15 protein-coding genes and 1 pseudogene are annotated in these 20,405 nt (G+C 66.3%); 6 read left to right on the top strand and 10 right to left on the bottom strand.

All coding sequences use genetic code 11. The features are described from left to right. The first annotated feature begins 313 nt into the window (after positions 1-313). Together ACWEJ6_RS40890 and ACWEJ6_RS40885 are read left to right on the top strand one after the other, a co-directional pair. Positions 314-1,549 (top strand): metallophosphoesterase family protein, encoded by a 1,236-nt coding sequence (locus tag ACWEJ6_RS40890; protein WP_452430955.1) that lies wholly within the window; start codon positions 314-316, stop codon positions 1,547-1,549. Further along, a complete protein-coding gene (locus ACWEJ6_RS40885) occupies positions 1,546-5,013 on the top strand; it encodes an AAA family ATPase (RefSeq protein ID WP_452430953.1) in 3,468 nt (1,155 codons plus the stop codon). The genes ACWEJ6_RS40890 and ACWEJ6_RS40885 overlap by 4 nt, the downstream gene beginning before the upstream one ends. A 537-nt stretch (positions 5,014-5,550) precedes the next feature. On the opposite strand, the gene ACWEJ6_RS40880 is transcribed toward ACWEJ6_RS40885, so the two are convergent. The 8 genes and pseudogenes from ACWEJ6_RS40880 to ACWEJ6_RS40845 all read right to left on the bottom strand — a co-directional run bounded on the left by ACWEJ6_RS40880 (position 5,551) and on the right by ACWEJ6_RS40845 (position 11,791). Continuing rightward, on the bottom strand, positions 5,551-6,690 hold the full coding sequence (locus ACWEJ6_RS40880; RefSeq protein WP_452430951.1) for a methyltransferase domain-containing protein: 1,140 nt from the start codon (positions 6,688-6,690) through the stop codon (positions 5,551-5,553). After that, a complete protein-coding gene (locus ACWEJ6_RS40875) occupies positions 6,690-6,827 on the bottom strand; it encodes a hypothetical protein (protein WP_452430949.1) in 138 nt (45 codons plus the stop codon). Before ACWEJ6_RS40875 ends, ACWEJ6_RS40880 begins: the two co-directional genes overlap by 1 nt. Before the next feature lie 748 nt (positions 6,828-7,575). Continuing rightward, complete coding sequence (locus ACWEJ6_RS40870; RefSeq protein WP_452430947.1) at positions 7,576-8,106, bottom strand: hypothetical protein; 531 nt, start codon at positions 8,104-8,106, stop codon at positions 7,576-7,578. A gap of 358 nt (positions 8,107-8,464) precedes the next feature. Continuing rightward, entirely contained in the window at positions 8,465-8,743 is a 279-nt protein-coding gene (locus tag ACWEJ6_RS40865) for a DUF6262 family protein (protein WP_452430945.1), read from the bottom strand. Further along, positions 8,740-9,516, bottom strand: a pseudogene (locus ACWEJ6_RS40860) (tyrosine-type recombinase/integrase); the annotation flags it as partial. The gene ACWEJ6_RS40865 and the pseudogene ACWEJ6_RS40860, both read right to left, overlap by 4 nt. Before the next feature lie 18 nt (positions 9,517-9,534). After that, entirely contained in the window at positions 9,535-10,008 is a 474-nt protein-coding gene (locus ACWEJ6_RS40855; RefSeq protein ID WP_452430943.1) for a hypothetical protein, read from the bottom strand. Positions 10,009-10,021: 13 nt separating this feature from the next. Further along, on the bottom strand, positions 10,022-10,804 hold the full coding sequence (locus ACWEJ6_RS40850; protein WP_452430941.1) for a transposase family protein: 783 nt from the start codon (positions 10,802-10,804) through the stop codon (positions 10,022-10,024). A gap of 399 nt (positions 10,805-11,203) precedes the next feature. Continuing rightward, positions 11,204-11,791 (bottom strand): hypothetical protein, encoded by a 588-nt coding sequence (locus tag ACWEJ6_RS40845; RefSeq protein WP_452430939.1) that lies wholly within the window; start codon positions 11,789-11,791, stop codon positions 11,204-11,206. Positions 11,792-12,442: 651 nt separating this feature from the next. Between ACWEJ6_RS40845 and ACWEJ6_RS40840 the strand changes: the two genes are divergently transcribed. After that, on the top strand, positions 12,443-13,252 hold the full coding sequence (locus ACWEJ6_RS40840) for a DUF6551 family protein (protein ID WP_452430937.1): 810 nt from the start codon (positions 12,443-12,445) through the stop codon (positions 13,250-13,252). A gap of 543 nt (positions 13,253-13,795) precedes the next feature. Here the strand turns inward: ACWEJ6_RS40840 and ACWEJ6_RS40835 are convergent. Together ACWEJ6_RS40835 and ACWEJ6_RS40830 are read right to left on the bottom strand one after the other, a co-directional pair. After that, the gene (locus ACWEJ6_RS40835; RefSeq protein WP_452430935.1) at positions 13,796-15,943 is read right to left on the bottom strand and encodes an ADP-ribosylglycohydrolase family protein; all 2,148 of its coding nucleotides are present in this window, start codon (positions 15,941-15,943) and stop codon (positions 13,796-13,798) included. A gap of 22 nt (positions 15,944-15,965) precedes the next feature. Then, a complete protein-coding gene (locus ACWEJ6_RS40830; RefSeq protein WP_452431011.1) occupies positions 15,966-16,217 on the bottom strand; it encodes a hypothetical protein in 252 nt (83 codons plus the stop codon). Positions 16,218-16,974: 757 nt separating this feature from the next. Between ACWEJ6_RS40830 and ACWEJ6_RS40825 the strand changes: the two genes are divergently transcribed. The 3 genes from ACWEJ6_RS40825 (at position 16,975) to ACWEJ6_RS40815 (ending at position 19,530) form a co-directional block, all read left to right on the top strand. Beyond that, complete coding sequence (locus ACWEJ6_RS40825; protein ID WP_452430933.1) at positions 16,975-17,514, top strand: NUDIX hydrolase; 540 nt, start codon at positions 16,975-16,977, stop codon at positions 17,512-17,514. Positions 17,515-17,881: 367 nt separating this feature from the next. Further along, on the top strand, positions 17,882-18,196 hold the full coding sequence (locus ACWEJ6_RS40820) for a hypothetical protein (RefSeq protein ID WP_452430931.1): 315 nt from the start codon (positions 17,882-17,884) through the stop codon (positions 18,194-18,196). 317 nt (positions 18,197-18,513) lie between these two features. Beyond that, positions 18,514-19,530: an NAD-dependent epimerase/dehydratase family protein gene (locus ACWEJ6_RS40815; protein WP_452430929.1), complete on the top strand. Its 1,017-nt coding sequence runs from the start codon at positions 18,514-18,516 to the stop codon at positions 19,528-19,530. The last annotated feature ends 875 nt before the right edge of the window (positions 19,531-20,405 follow it).

The following is a 20,405-nucleotide window of genomic DNA, read 5'->3' as shown; positions in this document are numbered from 1 at the left end:
ATCGGGATCGATGAGATCCGTCGGGCCCAACCCTGCCGGCAGCACCATCCGGGCATCGGCACATACCGGCTGATCGCCGATCGGGGACACGTCGACCTTCATCGACCTGACCGACGGACAGGGGCTTCTGCGTCAGGTCGAGGGCCGCGACTCGAGCCTGGTGGCCATCACCACGGCAGGACGAGGACCTCATATTTCACCTAGTCACGCCTCATTGGAACGTAACCATCAATATCCCCTATCGCCCCACCTCCACCTTACGCACACGTCATCATCAATGATCAAAGGATCAACCGGTTCCGGAGGAGAACGCGTGAAACTGATCCACGCCGCCGACCTTCACATCGACAGCCCGCTTCGCGGCCTGTCGATGTATGAGGGCGCACCGGCCGAGGAACTGCGCACCGCCTCTCGGCGGGCGTTGGAGAACCTCGTCCAGCTTGCGATCTCGGAGTCGGTCGACGGTGTCCTCCTCGCCGGCGACATCCATGACGGCGACTGGCCTGACTTCCAGACCGGGCTGTTCTTCGGCAAGCAGATGTCACTCCTGCGTGCGCAGGGCATCGCCGTCTACCTCGTTTCAGGGAACCACGATGCGCAGAACAAGATGACCCGGCGGTTGCCGCTGCCGGACAACGTGCGCATGCTCGACGTCGAAGTGCCGGAGACCGTACGCGACGAGAAGGTCGGGCTGGCGGTGCACGGGCAGGGTTTCCCGCGTTGGGACATCACCGACAACCTCGCCCTCGGTTACCCCCCTCCTTGCCGGGACCTCTTCAACGTCGGGCTCCTGCACACCGCGCTGAATGGTCGCGACGGCCACAACAAGTACGCCCCCTGCACAGTGGATCACCTCATGGGGAAGGGATACGACTACTGGGCGCTCGGCCACGTACACAACCGGGAAGTCGTCCAGGAGGACCCGTGGATCGTCTTCCCCGGTAACATCCAGGGCCGCCACGCCCGCGAGACGGGCCCGAAGGGCTGCACCCTGGTCACGGTGGGCGACGACCTCCGCGTCCGCTCGGCCGTCCATCATGACCTGGACGTGGCGCGCTGGGAGCATCTGCGCATCGACGTCTCCGGGGCCGGAGACCTCGATGCCGTCGCGGATCTGGTGCAGGTCCGACTCAAAGGCTTGCCCTCCGGCAAGCTCCAAGCCGTACGGGTCAGTCTTGTCGGCCGCAGCAGCGCTCACCTCCGACTGTGGAACGGACGGCACCAGTTCGTCAACGAGGTCCGTTCGATCGCCAACGACCTCGGCGATCTGTGGGTGGAAAAGGTGCGCATCGAGACCCGGCTGCCTGAAACGCCCGGTGAAGGCATCGTAGGGCTGCTCGCCGATCTCCGGCGTACGGCAGCGACGCTCCGCTCAGACACCGCCGCGCTGCACCGGCTGGTCACCGAAGACCCTCTCTACCCTCAGCTGCCTCTGGACGTGCACAACGAGGACCGAATCCGTCCCGATGACCCGGACTGGCTGCAGCGCCTCGGCGACGACGCCATCGACCTGTTGGAATCCATGCTCACGGAGGGACGGACCCGATGAGAGTCGACCGGCTGGACCTGATCGCGTTCGGCCCCTTCAGCGGAATGGTGCTGGATCTGTCGGCACCCGGCATCCACGTGATCGCCGGGCCGAACGAGGCCGGCAAGTCGACCGCGTTGCACGCGCTCGACCAGCTCTTCTACGGCATAGACGAACGATCGCGCTACGACTTCGTCCATGACAAGGCCGCACTACGGCTCGGTGGGCTGGTGCGAGGCTCAGAGGGCCACGCGTTGGAGTTCATCAGAGTCAAGGCGCGCAAGACGCCGCTCCGCCGCATCGACGGAGAGCCGCTGGACCAGTCGGTGTTGAACACCATGCTGGGAGGCATCGACCGGTCGACCTTCACGTCAGTGTTCGCCCTGGATAGTGGCGAACTGCGGCGGGGAGGCGAGGCGCTGGCCAGCGGAGGCGGAGACTTCAAACAGGCACTGGCCGCCACCCGGTCGGGAGGCCGCCTGTCCGACGCGCTGCGTACGATCGAGGTACGTCTGGGCGATCTGTACAAGCGGCGGGGCCATAACCCCCGGATCAACGTGCTCCTCACCGAGCTGAAGGAGGCGCAGAACCGGGTCCGTGCGGCGACTCTCCGCCCGCAGGAGTACCTCGACAGGCAGCAGGAGGTCAAGGACGCCGAGCAGGCCCTCAAGACGCTCACCAGGGAATTGGAGCAGTTCAGGAGCGAGCAATCTCGTGTGGAGCGGCTTGTCCAGGCGGTCCCGGCACTCAACCGACAAGCCACCCTGCTGGCCGACCTCAAGACTCTGGAAGCCGACGGGATGATCACCCCGCCGGAGGTCGCCGTACGCCTTCCCCAGTTGCGAGAGGACCTGCGGCTGGCGGAGAGCAAGCTGGCTGACGCGCAGCGGCGCCTCGACGGCGTCGTGGGCGAGCTGAACCAACTGGTCGTCGACGACGACCTCCTTGCAGCCCAAGATTCCATCGACATCCTCTACCAGGACCGCAAGGCGGCTCTGGCTGCAGCCGAACGGCTCACGAGCTCCTCCGACACCGTCAAAGATCTCCGCGACCAAGCTCTCTCCACCCTCACCCAGGTCCATGTGGACGCAACGCTGGACGACACCAGCCTCTACAAGGTGCCCAAGTCGGTGCGGAAGCGCATCCAGGACTTGCACGACCAGCGCACCGCCATCGAAGCGGCTCTGACGCGAGATCGTAAGGCGGTGGACCAGCGCCGGCGTAGCCTGGAGGCGGCGGAGAAGCGGCTCAGCAAGCTCGCCGGGCTCGAGGAGACGAAGCCTCTCCACGCCGCGCTCAACGCCGTCCCCCACGACCTGCTCACCCGCCTGGCCACTGCCGACGAAGACATCCGGCGCCTGGACGGCACGCTAGAGCGGCTCCTACTGGCGCTGCGAATCCCAGCGCAGCAGGTCGACGGGATGGCCGTGCCCACCCGGACCGAGATCGACGAGCACGTCGAGGCACGCAAGGACTTGAAGCGGGAGGGACGCGAGCTGGCCAAGCAGCGGAAGGCGCTGATCACCGGACTGGAGGAAAAGCGTCTCAACCTGGCAACCCTGCTGAGTGGTGACCCGCCCCCCACGGAAGTAGAGCTCGGGGAGGCCAGGAGCGTCCGGCAGGAGCTCTGGCTCGTGATCCTCGACGGGCAGCACGACCGGGCTGGGGATTTCGAGCTGGCCATCGACCGCGCCGATCAGATCGCCGACCGGATGCGCCGAGACGCGTCTCGTATCGCCGACCGCTACCGGCTGGAGCTCGAGATCGGCAATGACGAGAAGGCGCTGATCTCGCTTGACGAGGAGCGGGTTGCCCAGGACGACCGGGCCGACCACTTGGACGCGGAGTGGGACCGCCTGTGGGAAAGGTTCCCTTGCCTTGGCCCTGCCCCCAAGTCCGGTGCCGCCATGTCCATATTGGACAGTGTCGACAAACTCCGAGGGAGCCTCGGGGAGCTGGGTGACGCCCGAGCCCGTCTCTCCGCCTTGCGAGAGCAGGCCGCTCTGCACATCGCACGGCTCCGTGACGTCCTGAGATCGCCGGAAGAAGTTCCGTCCCTCGGGGCAGAGAACGCCTTGGCAGAGCTTCCGGAGCTGCGCGAGGTTGCCGAGCAGCGGCTGGCCCAGCAGGACGAGCTGGCACGTACGCACGATGCATGCGAAGCTCAGCTTCTCGCGGCGCGCGAGGAGCTGGCTGCCGCCGAAGCCGAAGTCACCGAGCACGAACGGAACCTGGCCGGCTGGGAGACCACCTGGCACAAGCTGCTCGAACAGGCGAAACTACCCACAGGTCGGGACACCGCCACCGCCCTCACCGATCTGGAGCGGCTCGGGCAAGTCGCCACATGGGCGTCGGAGGCGGCCAAGAACGAGCGTGACTCCGAGAAGGCCGCCACCACGCTTGAGCAGTTCCACTCACTGCTGGCCACCACCGCCTCCGCCTGCGGTCGTGCGATGCCAGCTGGCGAGGTCGAACGTCACCAGTTTGTCGGGACTCTTTACCGGCAGGCCGAGAAGAACCGTTCCGCTGCGGACCGGCGAGTCGTTCTTCTCAGCGATCAGGCCGACCTGAGTGCCACGGCCCGTGACCTTGAAGAGGCGCTTCAGGACCTGCGTACCGAACTCGCGCAGCTCTGCGAAAGGGCAGGCGTGGACGATATTGACGCCTTGAGGGAAGCCGTACAGCGGACTGAGTCCCACACGAGGCTCAAGGAGGCACTCGCGCAGGTCACGGCAGCGCTTCCCGCTGACGCGGAAACGCTCGTGGCGGAGATTCCCGAGACCGACGAGGACTTGCTCAAGGCTCGGCTTCTCACCCTCACCGAACGCGTTACCAGCCTCGACGACCAACGGACCCATCAGTCACAGCTTCTCGGCGAGAAGAAGACGGAGTTCGCCCGCTTCGATGGTTCCGCCGCCGCCACTCGAGCAGCCGCGAGTGCGGAGACCACCGCGGCCGCGCTTCTGGAGGAGAGTGAGGAGTACCTTCGCCTGCAGGTCGCCCGGAACATCATCCTGACCTGCATGGAAGAGTATCGGCAGGCGCAGCAGGACCCGGTGCTCGCGCGGGCGAGCCAGCTGTTCGAGCATCTGACGCTCGGCGGCTACGGCGGGCTGGAGCTCGACGAGGACGGGGACTCACCGATTGTGCTGGCGCGACGCGGCGCCGAGCGGCTGCCCGCCGACCGGCTCAGCGAGGGCACCCGCGACCAGCTCTACCTGGCGCTGCGGATGGCGTCCTTGGAGCGCTACGCCGAGGAGGATCGCACGCTTCCGTTCGTCGTCGACGACATCTTTATGACCTTCGACGACCAGCGAACCCGTGCCGCCTTGGAAGTGTTGGACGAGATGGCCGACAGGTTCCAGATGATCGTCTTCACCCACCACGACCATCTGACCGAACTTGCTCAAGCAGAACTTCCCACGGGCCGTGTGCACGTCCACCAACTGCCACGGTTCGCCTCCACCATGACCGCTACGCGTTGAGGATCCGTGAACGCTTAGAGCCGGGGGGCGCTCGCTGTACGCCGCAGCCGCAGCCGGTCTGCCCCCCTCGCCGACAGCGGCAACGGCCGCGCCGGAATCGGCATCCACACGCCGATCAGGCGGCCCGAAGGAAACCAGATCCTCAGCCCCGACAACCGCACCTATAACCGGCCCCTACGAAGCCTGCGCTGTCTCGGCGAGTGCGGCTTCGCCCTGCTCAAAGCCGCTGGCGGACCCACCAGCACATCCCCCTCAGCCCTAGCCGAATCGGCGACCTCGCTCGCGCGGCACTTGTCCTCACCCACGTCGAGCGCAACTACCTGCCGGAAATTCGCTGATATCACGTCCGTGAGCCCTTTCATTCTATTTCCGCAGGTCAGGAGCAGCGGCTGGCGACGGTGGCCTGCGGCCAGGTCCAGACCCTCGGCAGCTGAACCGGGGCGGTAGATGCGCCACCAGTCCTGCTCAGGGAAGCTGGGCAGGGAGGATGAACACGGCTCAGTGTCCCTTCGGGAGGGCGAGGTCCGCGTTGTCGTCTCAGCCGATTACGTTGTCCGGGGAGTCCAGCCAGATGTACTGGCCTTCGGGGTCTACCGTGAGGCCGAACCGGCTCCGATCGGGCTCACCCCATGACACCCAGCGGAAGTAGGCGTCCGTCATCTCGTCCCACAGGGGCCGGTCACCCACTTGATAGACCAGGTGATCGAGCTGCCCGTATCGGTGCACTGCCGCGGCCCAACAACCTGGGTCCTCCGGGTCGAGCACGTACACCACGAACCGCTCCTCCTCCCGACTGACATGCGAACGCAGTCCCGTCAGGGCCGACATGGCCAGGCCCGCGCCCGACGGCGCCAGCCCGATCGTTCGCGGATGAACCCGTGTCGGCTGGTACTGTCCGCTGCCGTCGTCCGGGACGTGGCTAATCCCTCGCTGGGCGCGCAGCGGCATGTAGCTGGCGTAGCCGGGAAAGCGCCCTACTGCGCCGCTGTCCGGCGTCACGACCAGCCGCAGCGCGAACTCATCGCCCACACCGGGTGAGAACGGTGCCACGATGACGCCTCCGGGCCGGGCCTGCTCCACCCACGCGTACGGCACCGTCGTGATCGCACAGGTGACGTGCACCCGGTCGAACAGGGCCCCCCACGAGCAGCCCGCCGTCCCGTCGCCCACGACGAGATGCGGCTGGACGCCGGCGGCGGCCAGGTGCTTGGCGGCCTGCTCGGCGACGACCGGATCGACCTCAATCGAGGTCACCTTACCGTGCTCACCGATCACGTGGGAGATAAGGGCAGCCGTCCAGCCGGTGCCCGTCCCGATCTCCAGCACCTGGTCGCCGGGTTCGGGGTCCAGGAGGTGCAGGAACTCGGCGACGGTGCTCGGCGCCGACGAGGAGGACGTGTAAGCGCCCGTGCCGGTACGGATATCGGTGCCGCCGTCGTCGAGCTGCGTGATGATGGGGTTCGGCGAGTAGACCTGTGCCCACCAGGTGCCGGGGTCGGCGTCCCGGTCGATGACGGTGGTCTGACCGTCGTTTCCTGTGGCGGCGAGTGCGACTGATGGGATGAACAGGTGGCGCGGCACGGCACGGAAGGCGTTGACCACCCAGGTGGGGGCGTAGTCCAGGCCGGCGACGTAGGCGGCCAGGCGCTCGATTCGCTGAGCGGTCGTGTCCGCCACTACTTCTTGCCGCCCTTCCCGTCCTTGCCGTCGCCGTGCCGACCTTGGGACTCTCGGTTGCCGTCAGGGGTGATGGCGCTGGGGTCGGGCTTGAAGGGCTGCTCTTGAGGGCTGTTGGGGTTTTTGCGGTCGCCCATTTCAGCATCTCCTCACCTGCGTTGATGGCTCATGGTGACCATATGGCTACCGTCGTGCCTCGGCAATGGCGGGTGCCAGCATTGGCACCTCGTAGGTAGGACGTCCTCGCCGAGGTTGCCACCTGTTCCTCGTGATCGCGCGTCGGGCGTGTGCCTGTCACCTTGGCGCTAAGTATCCACATGCTCGCTTATCGCTACAATAAGTGACTGATTGTCTCTCTGTAGTTTGATGGATGGAACGGGCATATCACCCCCCCGCGTCGCATAGCCGTGATTGCCGCAGCCCTCCTCGCCACCTCCATTGCCGTCCCGGCCACCTCAGCCACGGCCGCCGCCACTCACGCCCAACGTCTGGGGCCGCTGCTCTCCGATGCCGTAGCGGAGCTTCCAGGGGCGGACGAGCGACGTGAAGGCCACGTCAGGACGAAATTCCGGCACTGGATCGACGAAGACCATGACTCATGTTCCACAGAGGCAGAGGTCCTGATCGACGAGGCCATCCAACCTCCCGAGATCGGCGACGGCTGGCGACTGTCGGGAGGCCGGTGATACTCCTACTACGACGATCGATATGTGGATGTCGCGACGGGCCTCGACGTGGAGGATCTCGTATCTGCACCTACAGCGAGCTGAGAGCGGCGAAAGCCAAGGCCCAGCCGTCCACGGCATGGTGCCCACAGGGCCCGTCGTGAAGCTCATGTGGCCACCGCTCCTGACATCTGACTTGTGAGCGGCGGCCCGGGCTTGGCTACCAGTACTCGGTGATACTGCCGTCGGCGTTGATCTCCTCGCGGACTGTCGCCGCGTGACGTTTCCAGACCGGCATTTCCGCTTCGGCAGTCGCACGGAGCCAGTCAGTGAAGGAGGCATGGCTGCGCACGGGAACGTCGCCGTTCATGCCCTCCGAGTACGACCAGACCTCGGGGTCGGGCCCGGTGCCTCGCATGAACTCGAACTGGTAGCCCTGATGCATGGTGAAGACGCGGTCGGTCGGATCGAAGCGGAAGGGCGAGTCGTTCTCCTCCAGTAGCTCGCGGGCAGCCTCTCCCAGTCCGAGAGCACGGGGGTGGTACACGTCTTCCCCGCGCATGAAGCGCCCGGCCCCACCGCCTATCAGGGACAGGAACTCTCGGTAGGCATCTGCCATCGGAGCCTGCTGATCACGCTCGATCTCCAGTACAGCCTCGGCCGACAGCCTCTGAAGCTGCTCGGGGCGGGCTGTCGTGCCGTCCGTGATGGCATCGACGACCGCACGGACCCGCTGCGCCGCGGTCAGCATGCCGGGTTCGTTCCAGGCTGCCGGCCACCGCTCCGCCTGCGACGGTACGGCTGAGTTCGCTTCGCGGCGTCGCTTTCACCACATCCGGTACGCCTACCCTTTCGATAATCAACAAGACTGCGAGCCGACCTGGCCCAATCCAACGGTCTCACTGACGCGGTCGCTCTCAAACAGGCTGGCTTGACGGCTTGACCTCATGCGCTGTGTACCAGGGCGTGCGGTTTTCTCGGTACGTCAGGCCTCTTAGCGGGCCAAGCGCCTTTGTTGCTCCAGGTTCTCCCCTGAGCTACTTGCAAGGACTTTCGAAGGCTCTCAACTGCTGCCCGGTGTTCCTGCTGCTGACGTGTGAGGCGTGCGCTCAGTGCCCGCACGGCCGCCGAAAGCGATCCGCCGTCGGAAGAGTCTGCCGACTCGTCATAGTTGGCCCCGCCTTGGCGCGGTGCCGTTCAATCTGGGTACGGAGTTCCGGGCTGCGGGAGAGGAAGTCGGTGCTCACTCCGGCCCGGCGGGCCACGGCGGTGAAGCTGATGGACTTGCCTGCCTTGGCCAGCTCGGCGAGGGCGGCGCGGGCGCGCTTGCCCGCTTCCTCGGTCCGCGCGCGGGTGGCCCGGCGGAGGTGTTCGGGCAGGGCGGTCATGCGGTGGGCTCCTGTGGTTGGGGGCGGTCGGGCGAGCCCGCGCCGCGGACGGCGCGGAGGCGGCCGTCCTCGTGGACGGCGATCTGGTCCAGGGCGACCAGGACCTTGGTCAGGGCTCGGGTCTCGGTGAGTCGGCCGGCGAGCCAGATCTTGTCCTCGCCCATCGGCTCGCCGTGGCGGGCGGTGAACTGAGCTTGGCGGCGGGAGATGAGGCCGTCCGTCTGCGCGAGCCGCTGTTGGAGCTCGTCGCGGTGGCTGGCGTCGGTGACGAACTTGTCACAGGTCAGGCAGGCGTTTCCCTTGGCGCAGACCTGGCGGGGCGGCAGCATGCACCAGCCGTTTGGCAGCACTCGGTCGGCCCGTTGGTCGAAGTGGAGCATGTCGTAGAGGTCGCTGGGGTCCACCTCGGCGGTCCGGCCGTCGGCGGTCACCTTCTTGTAGCGGAGGAACTCGCGCTCGGCGGTGACGGCGAGGGTCTTGGCGTAGCGCATGGTCATGGTCAGGGTGACATGGCCCAGATAGCGCATAACGACGTGGATGGGGACGCCGGCGTTGATCAGGTCGGTCGCCCGGGTGTGCCGGAAGGTGTGTGTCCTGGAGATCTTGACCGCGCGGCCGACGCTGTCGTTGATGGCCAGTTTCTCCGTGAGCGTGGCGAGTCGTTTTTGGAACGTCGCCGAGGCGTAGGGCCGCAGTCCCAGCCGGTTGTTCTTGGTCCGCAGGAACAGGTAGCGCGGGTTCGTTCCCTCCGGAGCGCCGTGGGATGCGATGAATTCACGAGCCCACTGCTGCTAGAGGCGGACAATGTCGACGATCTCCTGGTCCACGGGGATCGTCGGCGGATCGTCGCTGACGATCTTCGTCTGCTGATAGCTGAGCCGCGCCACGAAGCCGTCCGGCTCTTTGCCGTCTTCCCTCCTCGTCTTCAGCAGCGGCAGCAGCGGTTCGAAGTCCATCATCAGGACCTCGTTCATGCGTCGGCCGGTGCGGAGCAACAGCATCAGTGCGTGGAATGCCTGTCTGTCATCGAGGCCGTCTTCGTCCTTGGGGGCCGCGAGCACGCCGGAGCCTGCCGCGATCCTGCTGATGACCTCGTCCTCGAGGGCTAGGTCGTCAGCGAGTTGATTGGTGAGTCGAGGCTTGTCCTCGAGCCGGAACAGCACCGTGTGCCGCAGGCCGAGACCGGCCCAGCGCCGGTCTCGGAGAACCGAGGCCGCCTCGGCACGGTTGTCGTACATCCAGCGGTAGAAGGCCTCGATGGTCACCAGTGAGCACTTTTCATCCTGAGTAGCGGCCTTCTTCGGTGAGTTGCAAGACGAGGATGGCCTGCACGATCGTGGTGGCGCGGTGCGGGCAGCAGCGCAGCCGGGTCAGGATCTTCCAGGTCTTCAAGGTGGCAACGGCGCGTTCGCCGCAGGCGCGGATGCGAGCGTGCGCGCGGTTGACCGAGCGCTGGTGACGCGATAGCGGTGGCCGCGGTCGATGGCCTTTGAATGGCGTGCGGATGCTGCCGCCGGCGCCTTGATATCCCTTGTCGGCGAAGGTCTTCACCCCCGCGGCGGTCAGCGCGTCGATCAGGCCGGTGGCGCGTGCCGCGGTCAGGTCATGCGTGGCGCCGGGCATCGCAGGTGAGGCCCACACGAGTCGGCCGGCCGGATCGGCCAGGACCTGCGCGTTGACGCCGTGGCGTCGGTGTTTGCCGGAGTAGTACGGCCGTTCGTCGGCCAGCCGGTCGATCGGGATCAGGGTGCCGTCCAGGATGGCGTAGGCCAGTCGGCCGGCGCGTAAGACGGCAGTGTGGACATCGTCGGCGAGCATGGCGAGTAGGTCGACCGCCTCGCGGACGTAGCGCCAGGCGGTGCTGGTGCCGATGGCGAAGCCCGCGGCCAGACGCGCGTAAGTGTCGCCATTGCGCAGATGGGCCAGGACCAGCAGGGCTTGCCGGGACGGGTCCAGGCGCCGCCACCGGCAGCGGCGCTCGGCACGCCGGGTGCGAAGCAGCTCGGCCAAGCGGGTCAGGGTGTGATTGGACAGCGGAATCGCGGCAGGGTAAGACAGCAACGAGGCTCTCCGGTAGAGGCATCGGATCTTGGTCGACTGCTGTCTTACCGAGAGCCTCTTCTCATGCCAACCGGTCCCAGCGCCGCCCCCCTGCTGACCTGCGCGATCAGGTTGGAAAAGCCTCAGTGGACCTCGCCGGCTGTTCCCGGAGAGTCTGCCTCCTTTGTCGGACCGGTCATCGCGGTGTGGCTGTTGAGCGACTCCACGAACCCGAGTAGCCACGGCCGCAGCTTCTCCGGCGAGTCCACGTGTTGGGGTCGGCGCAACCCGCCTCGTCGAGGTACCGCTGGAGCCACTTGAGATGGTCCAGCCGGCTCTTCACCGACGACCACAGGTACCGCTCCGTCGAGAGCTGAACCGACGGCTACCACTTGGCGGCCTCGCGGAACCAGTCCGTGGTCAGTTGGCTGAAGTGGCAACTGCGCGGCCCTGCGGCTCATGCTCACGCTGGGGGATGCGCCCGTCCAACGCCGGGTTCCAGACGTTCAGGCGCCACCACTCGCCACCGTGGTACGCGTGGGCGAGACGGTCTTGCGGGTGCTTGAGTCCGTTCTCGACCCATGTCGGCAGGTAGGCGTTGGTGGTGGTGTTCGTGCGCATCAACGCGCCGCGAACCTCCTTGCCCCATTCCTCGTGTGTCAGAGCCGTGAGCGAACGTGCCGCCTGCGCCGCCGGAGTGCCGTGCGCGACCGCGAGGACCAGTCCACGCCGCAACTCTCCCAAGCGCTGGGTGTTGACGCTGTACCCGTCGACGACCTGCTGGTGGATGCACCAGGCCAGATCCCACAGCATCGGTTCCGGCAGCCCGCGCAGGCTCAGGGACTGCGTGACCCAGCCCCGACTTTTGTTGATCGTTCGCCTCGTGAACGCTTCCCCGTAGTCCACGGGCATGTTGGCGGAGTCGAAGCGATCCCGCCGGTGAGTTTCCGGAAGACTCTCGTAGAGCTGCCTCGCCCGTTTCTCGCTGAACAGGTCGGCGATCGGCAACCGAGGGTGGCTGGCGAAGATGGACCCTGTGGCCTGCGATGAGGCCTGGACCTCCGGCAGCTGAGCCGGACCGGTAGATGCGCCATCAATCCTGCTCCGGAGAGCTGGGCTAGGAGGATGACAGAGGCTCAGTCTGGCCACATAGGTCAGCGTTGAACGCGACAAATCGACGGCAGCGCGATGGAGCAGCGCGTTCGAAACCCCTGGTTGCGACGGATGAATTGTGGTGACTAATCCGCCTACCAGGGGTTTCTCTATGCCATCAGCCGAACTCTCAGCTCGCGATCACGCTGTGGCAACAGAGAGCCTTTTTTCATCATATTTTCGCAGGTCAGGAGTGGCGGCTGGCGAAGATGGACCCTGTGGCCTGCGGCCAGGCCCAGACCTCCGGCAGCTGAACTAGGTGGGTAGATGCGCCATCAGTCCTGCTCAAGGGAGCTGGGCAGGGAGGATGAAAAAGGCTCAGAGTACCCAACGGAGGATGAAATGGATTTCATGGTATCCCGGTCGGGTAACGGCCGAGAGGTGGCCGGCAGGCAAATGGGAAAACGTTAGATGTTGCCCTGATTTTGTAGTAATCTTGACGGCACGTCGCATCCCTTCACTGGCAATTTGCCAACATCCTAAGCGCGACGCAGAAACGGCAGAGGTATGCCCAAGAAATACCCGTACCAACTCCCGCAGCACAAAGTCATTCACGGGGTCAGCATCCCTGTTGAAGATCTCAAGATCGACGACAAGGCCCAGCGCACGCTGAACGAGCCGCGTGCGATGGGTATCGCGAAGAACCTCGTTCCTGAGGCACTCGGAACCATTGTCGTCTCACAGCGGTCGAATGGAGATCGTTACATCGTCGACGGCATGCACCGTTGGCACGCCGCCAAGCTCTCTGGCATTCCCGCTCTCATCGCCGAGGTGCACCATGACCTCGATCAGATGGGAGAGGCCGTGCTGTTCCTGATCAAGAACCGCGAGTCGAGCAAGCCGAGGCCTCTCGATGAGTACAGGATCGGCCTGACCGCCGGACTACCCCTCTTCGTCGACACGGAGGACGCGCTGACGAGGCGCAACCTGTCCATGGGCTCCTCCGGGACAAACACCGTGGGCGCGGTTGCGGGCGTGCTCCGCATCACCGATCAATACGGGCCCGAGATCCTGGAGCGCTCCCTCAAGGTCGCTGAGGACGCTTGGGGGCGGACGAAGGACACCTGGGATGGAATGCTCCTCGGTGGCATCGGCATGTTCCTGGGGCGGCACGGCGATCACGTGGACGACAAGGCTCTTGCCGAGAAGATCGGAAAGAAGGACCCCGCGTTCCGATGGCGCGCCAACATCACCGCCCTCGCGTCCGCGGGTGGTACGCAGCACAGCGGAACGGGGTCGAGAGTGAGCACGTGCTACCAGCTCATTCTCGCCGAGTGGAACAGGGGCAAGCGGGCTGAGAACCGGATCTCCGCCTGATCTATCCGCCAACTCAAAGCTGAGGGTCTGGGAGATTCCCGGGCCCTCAGCTGTATCTCAGCGACTACATACCCCCAACGCCCATCCCATCTGTCGTCCCACTGGTGACAGTGGTCATCTCCATCCGGCTGACGGAGCCGCGCCAGTCCGGCCATGACCTCCTCGATCCCATCACCAGGAGCATGCCGGGCACCGGCCAACCGGCGCACATCGCGCTTTTCCCTCTCATCGCGCGGCCCACGCCAGCAGTGGGTTCGGCATGACGGAAGCCTTCCGGCCATGAGAATCCGCCCGCTCAAGGCTCTCGGCCAGGGCCACCCACACTCCCTGAGGAACGCAGCACTAGCCTGAGACAGTTGGGAGGGCGCCCGACCGAGCGGAGATGCCAGGCGGCGGGGTTGGAGGCGGGGTCCTCATCATGTCGCTCGGCCAACCCCGTAACAGGTCCTGTGCGGTCGACGGCTCCGCGGACTGAACGTCGCGGATCCGGTCGGCATCGCGATGGGCCACGTGGTCGGCGCATCTTGGTGGCGTCTCCTCGATTTATCGCCCATACCTGGCGATACGTAGCCCGTGAAGCCGTCCGACCAAGCCGGCGGGGTGGTCGAAGTCCACGACCGAGAGCCAGGCCAGGCCGTCAAGTTCGTCTGGAGCCATCGCACCACGGATTCCGCCGACAAGTGCGGCGACCGTGTCGGTGTCACCACCGAGGAGGACGGATTGACGCAGCGCCGCCGCCAGGTCGCGTGTCGTTCTCAAGATGTGCACGACGGCGGCGACTGTCTCCAGTGCGTCGAGGCTGATTCCCTCGGCGGGAGGGGTCCAGGCGCCGGTGAGGGCCGCGCGGACGGCGGTGGGTTCTCCGTAGCGACCGGCGACCCAGTCAGCCTCCATCTCGGCGGCACGCAAAATCGTGGCGAGCGTTACACCCTCGATCGCCCAGGCGGCCATGGCGGCGACAAGGCAGGCCGCGGCGATCGCCTCCGGCGCACGGTGGGTGCCAATCGCTAGTTCCTCCACCAGTTGACGGCGTAGGTCGGCATCGGTGGCAGGGGTGGTCCAGCCGACGGGGAGCATGCGCATGGCCGCGCCGTTGGTGGCGCGCTCGCCGGGGATCGGCTCAGGTAGAGCGCCGGTCTCACGAAAACGGTCGAGGGCGCGGCGGGTGGTCGGACCGATGCCGCGGATCTCGTCCTCCGCGGCGGCGAGCCGACCCATGAACGTTTGGGCGGTGGGGCTCCCGTTGGTGTCGGCCAAGAGCTCACTCACCAGGAGCATTTGGGCCGTGTCGTCGGAGGTGGAGCCGCGCGGCCAACCTCCCGCCGGGGTCGGGAACTCGGTGATCCGTCCATCGTCGATCGCGTCCGGGCCGGAGCCCTCCCAGGGGACGCCCAGCGCGTCGCCCGCGGCGAACGCTGTCATCGCCCGTCCGATGCGCTCGGCCGAGGGGGGCCGGATCTCTGGGCAGCGCGCGTAGAGGCTGCGGAAGTTGTCGCTCTCGATCTTTCGCCGAGCGCGGTCGACTAGCTCCAGCCAGGCGCGCTGGTCGCCACGAGCTCGGCGCACCCGAGCTTGGGTGATCCAAGCGTGGACGATGTCGTAGGGGATATTGGCGGTTTCGAATCCGGCGAGCGCCTCGGCCGCCAACCGGTCGGCGTCGTCCAATCGGCCGGCCAGCGTGGCGGCTTCAGCGCGGCCCCGGGTTACCTTGGCGTACAGCAAGGTATCCCCCAGGTCACGGGCGAGCGCGGCCGACTCGATGAATCGTTCCTCCGCTTCGGTCACGTCGCCGCTCCGAAGCGCCACCTGCCCTAACCCGTTGAGGCTGTGGGCGACGCCTCGGATGTCAGCGATCTCACGGCGAATGCGCAGCGCTTCCACGTGGCCTCGCAGCGCATCCCCGACTTCGCCTTCCGCCTCGGCGACGGCGCCCTCTTCCTGGCGCAACCCGGCCTCGGCCTGACGATCCCGGTCAGCCTCAGGGACAGTGTCCAGCCTCCGCGCCGCTAGCGTGAGCTGCCGCTTGGCCGCTTCGATCTCCCCGGAGAAAAGCTCGATGGACGCCAGGCGCGAGTGCCACAACACGGCGGTGTTGGCGTCCCCATCGGCACCGATGATCGCGAGGCCTTCGCGGCATACCCGCCTGCCGGCGTCAAACCGGCCGAGGTAAAGCAGCATGGTGGCCGAGAGCATCAGGAACGGCAGACGGGCGGTCCCATCCGGACTGGCGGCCAGCGCCTGGTCGGCGTGCCGCTTGGCGGCCTCGAAGTCGCCCCGCGCGAAGGCCAGCTCGCCCTTCAGCAGGCGGGTCCGGGCAGCCTCCCCGGGGAGCGCGCGCAGCCGTTCCTCAGCCTGGCTCCATCGCGCGAGGGCGATCTCGGCCCGTGCCGCCTGAAAGTCGCAAGTCTCGGCGGCCTGGGGGGAGGGCATGTTCAGGTCGCTGAGCACGCTCAGCAGGGATCCGCACAGATCGAACCGGCTGAGGGCCAGCACACGATCCATCTCGGTGAGCCAGAGCTCCACGCCCGCTGCCGGGTCGAGCTGGGCGCGATGGTAGATGTGCTCTATCCGTCCTGTGAACTCATTTGGTCGCGACACCGCTTCATAGTAGGCAGTGAGCGCCTCGTGGGCCGGAATATGGACTAGGGCGATGTTCGCGATGGCCTGGCGTGGCGATTGGCGGAGCGTCACTTGTATCCGGGACGAGACAGGGCTAAGCGCCCGCTATGAGCTGATCCGAAACCGAAGGTTCAGTGACGTGATCCCATCGAGTTGCCGCGAGGTAGCTGTGCTCGAAATGGGTGAGGACAAGCGCGGCATGGGCGATGTCGCCGATTTTTCTGGGGCTGGCGGTGGTGTGCTGGAGGGTCCGCCAGCAGCCTTTGAGCTGGGCGAACCCACGTTCGCCGAGACAGTGCGGGGCGCGTGGGAGCCGGCTTTGGGTGCGTTTGTCCGGGTTGAGGATCTGGTTTCCTTCGGGCTGCCTGATCGGCGTAATGAATGCCGATTCCGGCGCCGTCGGAGCCGCTATCGGCGAGGGTGGTCAGGCCGGCTGCGGCTGCGGCGTACAGAGCGCCGGGCACGCGCGAGCGGCGGTCAGATCGTGGACTGAGCCCGGCCTCGACATCGGCGATCCATTCAGCCTGGGCGCGGTCCAGGGCCTCGTGCGGATCAGGGGCTTCAGCTGTGAGGGCGTCGATCCCCTCGGCGATGTAAACGGTAAGCCGTGGCCCGGGAGACGCGTTGATCGCGGCCGTCCTTCGCCACGCGTGGTGCCGAAGGACGCGTCCGCGCTGGCAAGAACCCCGGCCTTCGTGACTTCCCCTACGCAATCTCACACAGAATCGAATTTGGCTGAGGATCGCTACCTCGGCCTGAAGCCTGCTGACATGGACGCAGATGCCTGGCGTTGTGAGTCCCGCGGGCCATTGACATGGGATACTGTCAAAGTGTTCCCTTCGATGATTCGAAAGGCGTGTTCATGACGGGCGCCATCGTGCGCCGCATGCGTTTCACGTCGGGATGGGCAACGAGCTATAAGCGCACGACACCAGTGAGCCCTTTCATCCTATCGTCACAGGTCAGGAGCGGTGGCTAACGAAGATGGACCTGTGGCTCGCGACGAGGCCCGGACCTCCGGCAGTGGAGCCGGACTGGTAGATGCGCCATCACTCCCGCTCAGGCTAGTCGGGTAAGGACGGTGAAAAAGGCTCAGTCGTCCGATGTCGGCCGCCGATTCAGATGCGAGACTTGGAGGAAAGATGAGTGGGTATCACTATTTTTACGAGCACCGAGAAGCGAACTTCGCCGGCCCAGTACAAGAAGAGGTACCCGGTGGGGCGCATCTGACATTTGACGTGATCCTCCATCGCGGTTCGAGCGTGTTTGCTCTTCGACGTCCTAACGGACTCCATGATGGACCGAAGAACGCCCTCTACTTTCCTCACGGCCTTATCCGCTTCGGTGAAACCGTCGATGAGTGCGCGGCGCGTCTTGCGTATGAGCAGGCGGGTGTGCGAGTGATCAGTACTCGCCTCTACACCATGCCGACATGGGTTGATGACAATAACCATTGGCATATTTGCCTTAATGTTGTAGCACGGATCGAAAGCGCGCCTCTCCCGTCAGAAGAGGTGTCTCAAGTGGTGATCATTCGCGGTAAGGATTTCCCTGATGAATTCGCCTGGTGGACCAGGGAACAAATGGGAGCTCTACTAGAATTTGTCCAAGGTATGGCTGCCGGTTCGGAGATTTCGACGTAGAGATCAATACATGTATTCAACGAGGTGATCTCGGAAAAATAATTCGGGTGGTTGGGGGTCTTTGGGAAGCCTGTGGTGATGTTTCGGGCCTTCCGGAAGAAGTCGTCGAAGGCCGGAGACAGGCGTGGAGCCTCCGGTAGATGAGTTCTCACCACAAGAACGCCCAAGGCTGGAAGGCTCCACGTGATTGCTCATCGTGCCATGCTCGACGTCTCCCGCGCGCTGGTTCGCCACGTTGCCCGACCGCTGAAGGATGAACGTCGCCGGCTCGGCACTCCGAAAGGCGGTCGCGCCCTGACTCCGTCCTGGCAGGCGGTGCTGGTCCCGCGCTGGTTCCGGGGCGAGAGCGACATCTCCAAGCTCGGCCGTGATCATCGCGTCTCCCGCGCCACGGCCTACCGTCACATCGCCGAAGGCATCGACGTCCTGGCAGCTCAAGCACCTGATCCACGCGAGGCTCTGGACCGCGCATGCCGACGGGCTGGCCTACGTCATCCTCGACGGCCCCCTGATCGCCACCGATCGCCGCGCCGCGCCGATCATCAGCGTCAAGGGCGAGCTCATCGACGCCTGGTACTCCGGCGAGGCCCACCAACACGCCGTCAACCCGCGAGCTCTCTCGGCGCCCAGCGGACTTCCCCTGCGGATCACCCAGGTCGAGCCGGGCTCGGCCACGATCTGACCGCCGCCCGCACACACGTCCTGGGCACACCGCACGTCCGCGCGATTATGGCCGCAGCGCCCCTGACCCGAGGGACGTGACAGCCGAGTGAGCAATCGGACCTGGCCACTCGCTGGGCCGAGGCCATCGCATGAACGGCCTGGTGCCCATGGAGGGCCTCTGTGACCAGCATTCACCGGCAAGGGATGAACAGGCGTAGTTCTCACCGCCGTCTACAGCCTGTCGCGGATCTCGACGAGTATTGATCAACGAGGGTTCCGTCTTCTTCGTGCCGTGCCCCTTCCCCAGCCTTGGCCTCCTGCGTCAGGATCGTGGCCATGCGACTGCTGATCCTTGGGGGCACATGGTTCCTAGGCCGCGCCGTAGCCGAGGAGGCTCTCAACCGCGACCACAATGTGCTGAGCTTCAGCCGAGGCAAGTCCGGCCGTGCCGTACCCGGCGTCGCCCCGCACCACGGCGATCGCATCAGCGACCGAGACATGGCGACTCTGGCGGCCACGGGCCCGTGGGACGCGGTGATCGACACCAGCGGCACGACACCAGAGTTGGTCGAGCGGTCGGTCCGGTTCCTAGCCGCCCGCGTCGAGCAGTACGTGTACGTCTCCACCGTCAACGTCTATGAGGGATGGCCGACCGAGCCCCTGAATGATGAGTCGGTCGTCCGCGCGTACACGCCGTACGGGCCGCCCGGCGAGTTCGGCCCCGACCAGTATGGTCGCGAGAAGGCTGGATGTGAGCGGGCCGTCACCACGGTGTTCGGCGAGCGGGCCACGCTGCTTCGGCCGAGTGTCATCATCGGCCCCCATGAATATGTGGGGCGTATCCCGTGGTGGCTGCGCCGCGTCGCCGAGGGCGGTCATGTGCTCGCGCCTGGTAGTCCCGGCTGGCCCATTCAGCCGATCGATGTGCGCGATGTCGCCCGGTTCGTCGTCGACACCGTCGAGCGGCGTCTGACAGGCTCGTACAACGTGGCCGCGCCGATCGGGCACGCCACGTTCGGTGATCTGCTAGATGCCTGCCGGCGAGTCACCGGCGATCGGGCCGTGCTGGAATGGGTTCCTCACGACTTTCTCATCGCGCGGGGCGTGCGCGAGTGGACGGAGCTGCCGCTGTGGCGCCCGTACGCGGGGACGTGGCGGGTGGAGGCGGCTCGTGCGCGCGCCGCCGGGCTCGTCTGCCGCCCACTCGCCGATACGGTGGCCGACACCTGGGAGTGGCTGTGCGAGGGCCCGCTGCTTGACCACGAGCGGGGGGCTGAGCTGGGGATATCCCGGGAGCGGGAGGCGGCCATTCTGCGCGCTTGGGTCAAGCAGTGTGCCGCCGATGGCCCCTGAAGGGGGCAGTGCGAGCAGTGGGGCCTTCCATGAACGCGGTCATGTTCGAGCCGACGGCGCGCGCTGGTCGCGTTCGCTGACACGACCACGCTCGCTCCCGCGAGGCCTTGTGTTGGTGTCCGGGCGAGAGCGTGCGCGTGTTCGCGGGGAGGTTCAGGGCATCATTCATCGCGCTTGGGGCGTCGATCAGATCAACGAGGGTGACGAAGGCGCGGTTCGGCCGGGCCGGTCTTCGCGATCGGCATCAGTCGCGCGCTGACAGGCAGACGCCTGCGGTTCTACCAGCCGCCTGTGCTCGATGGAGCCCGGGCACCGTCTCCGGATTCGCCGCCTCACCCGCCGCGGTCGCTGGCGGGCTCCTCATCGGCGCGCTCGCCCGGCCGCTCGCCCGGCCGCCGTCTTCGGCGCTCGCCCGGCCGCCGTCTTCGGCGCCGCCGCGCCGTTTCCTGATCATCTGGGCCATCCGAGGCGAGTGCGTCTTCGGTCACTCACGCCACCGCGCCGCCCACTGGCTTTCATCCGTCCTCACGGCGGCCTCCGCCCGGCCCGCGCTCGCTTCGCGTTCACCTCGCGCCCACCCCGTGCCCACCCGCGCCCACCCCGGGCGCGGCCCTCCGCGCGGCCCCTCTAGGTCGACCGCGCCGCCGGTTGAGTCGGCTCCTTCTCCCGGCGGCGACGCTCGGTTTCCGCACGTGCGGCCCGCCACGCCGCGTTCGGCCCAGACGGAGGTGTCGTGGACACCGCCTCCACCGGGTGAGCGTCGTCCATGGCCGCTTGACGCGGCTCCGGGGTCTCAAGCCTGCCGGCGGCGGCCGCCATCCGCGCCCACTCCTGCCGTCGCGCGACCTGTTCGGCACGCCGGGCGGCGTCCGCGG

This window comes from Nonomuraea sp. NPDC004702 (genome assembly GCF_053601695.1).
Note: the sequence above shows the minus strand (reverse complement) of the source record. Positions and strands in the feature narration are given on the sequence as shown.

What these genes read in the sequence shown, in the direction of transcription:
- ACWEJ6_RS40885 (WP_452430953.1), top strand. Translation starts at nt 1,546, where the DNA reads ATGAGAGTCGACCGGCTGGACCTGATCGCGTTCGGCCCCTTCAGCGGA.
- ACWEJ6_RS40875 (WP_452430949.1), bottom strand. Translation starts at nt 6,827, where the DNA reads ATGGGCGACCGCAAAAACCCCAACAGCCCTCAAGAGCAGCCCTTCAAG.
- ACWEJ6_RS40870 (WP_452430947.1), bottom strand. Translation starts at nt 8,106, where the DNA reads ATGCTGACCGCGGCGCAGCGGGTCCGTGCGGTCGTCGATGCCATCACG.
- ACWEJ6_RS40865 (WP_452430945.1), bottom strand. Translation starts at nt 8,743, where the DNA reads ATGACCGCCCTGCCCGAACACCTCCGCCGGGCCACCCGCGCGCGGACC.
- ACWEJ6_RS40840 (WP_452430937.1), top strand. Translation starts at nt 12,443, where the DNA reads ATGCCCAAGAAATACCCGTACCAACTCCCGCAGCACAAAGTCATTCAC.
- ACWEJ6_RS40825 (WP_452430933.1), top strand. Translation starts at nt 16,975, where the DNA reads ATGTCGGCCGCCGATTCAGATGCGAGACTTGGAGGAAAGATGAGTGGG.
- ACWEJ6_RS40815 (WP_452430929.1), top strand. Translation starts at nt 18,514, where the DNA reads ATGCGACTGCTGATCCTTGGGGGCACATGGTTCCTAGGCCGCGCCGTA.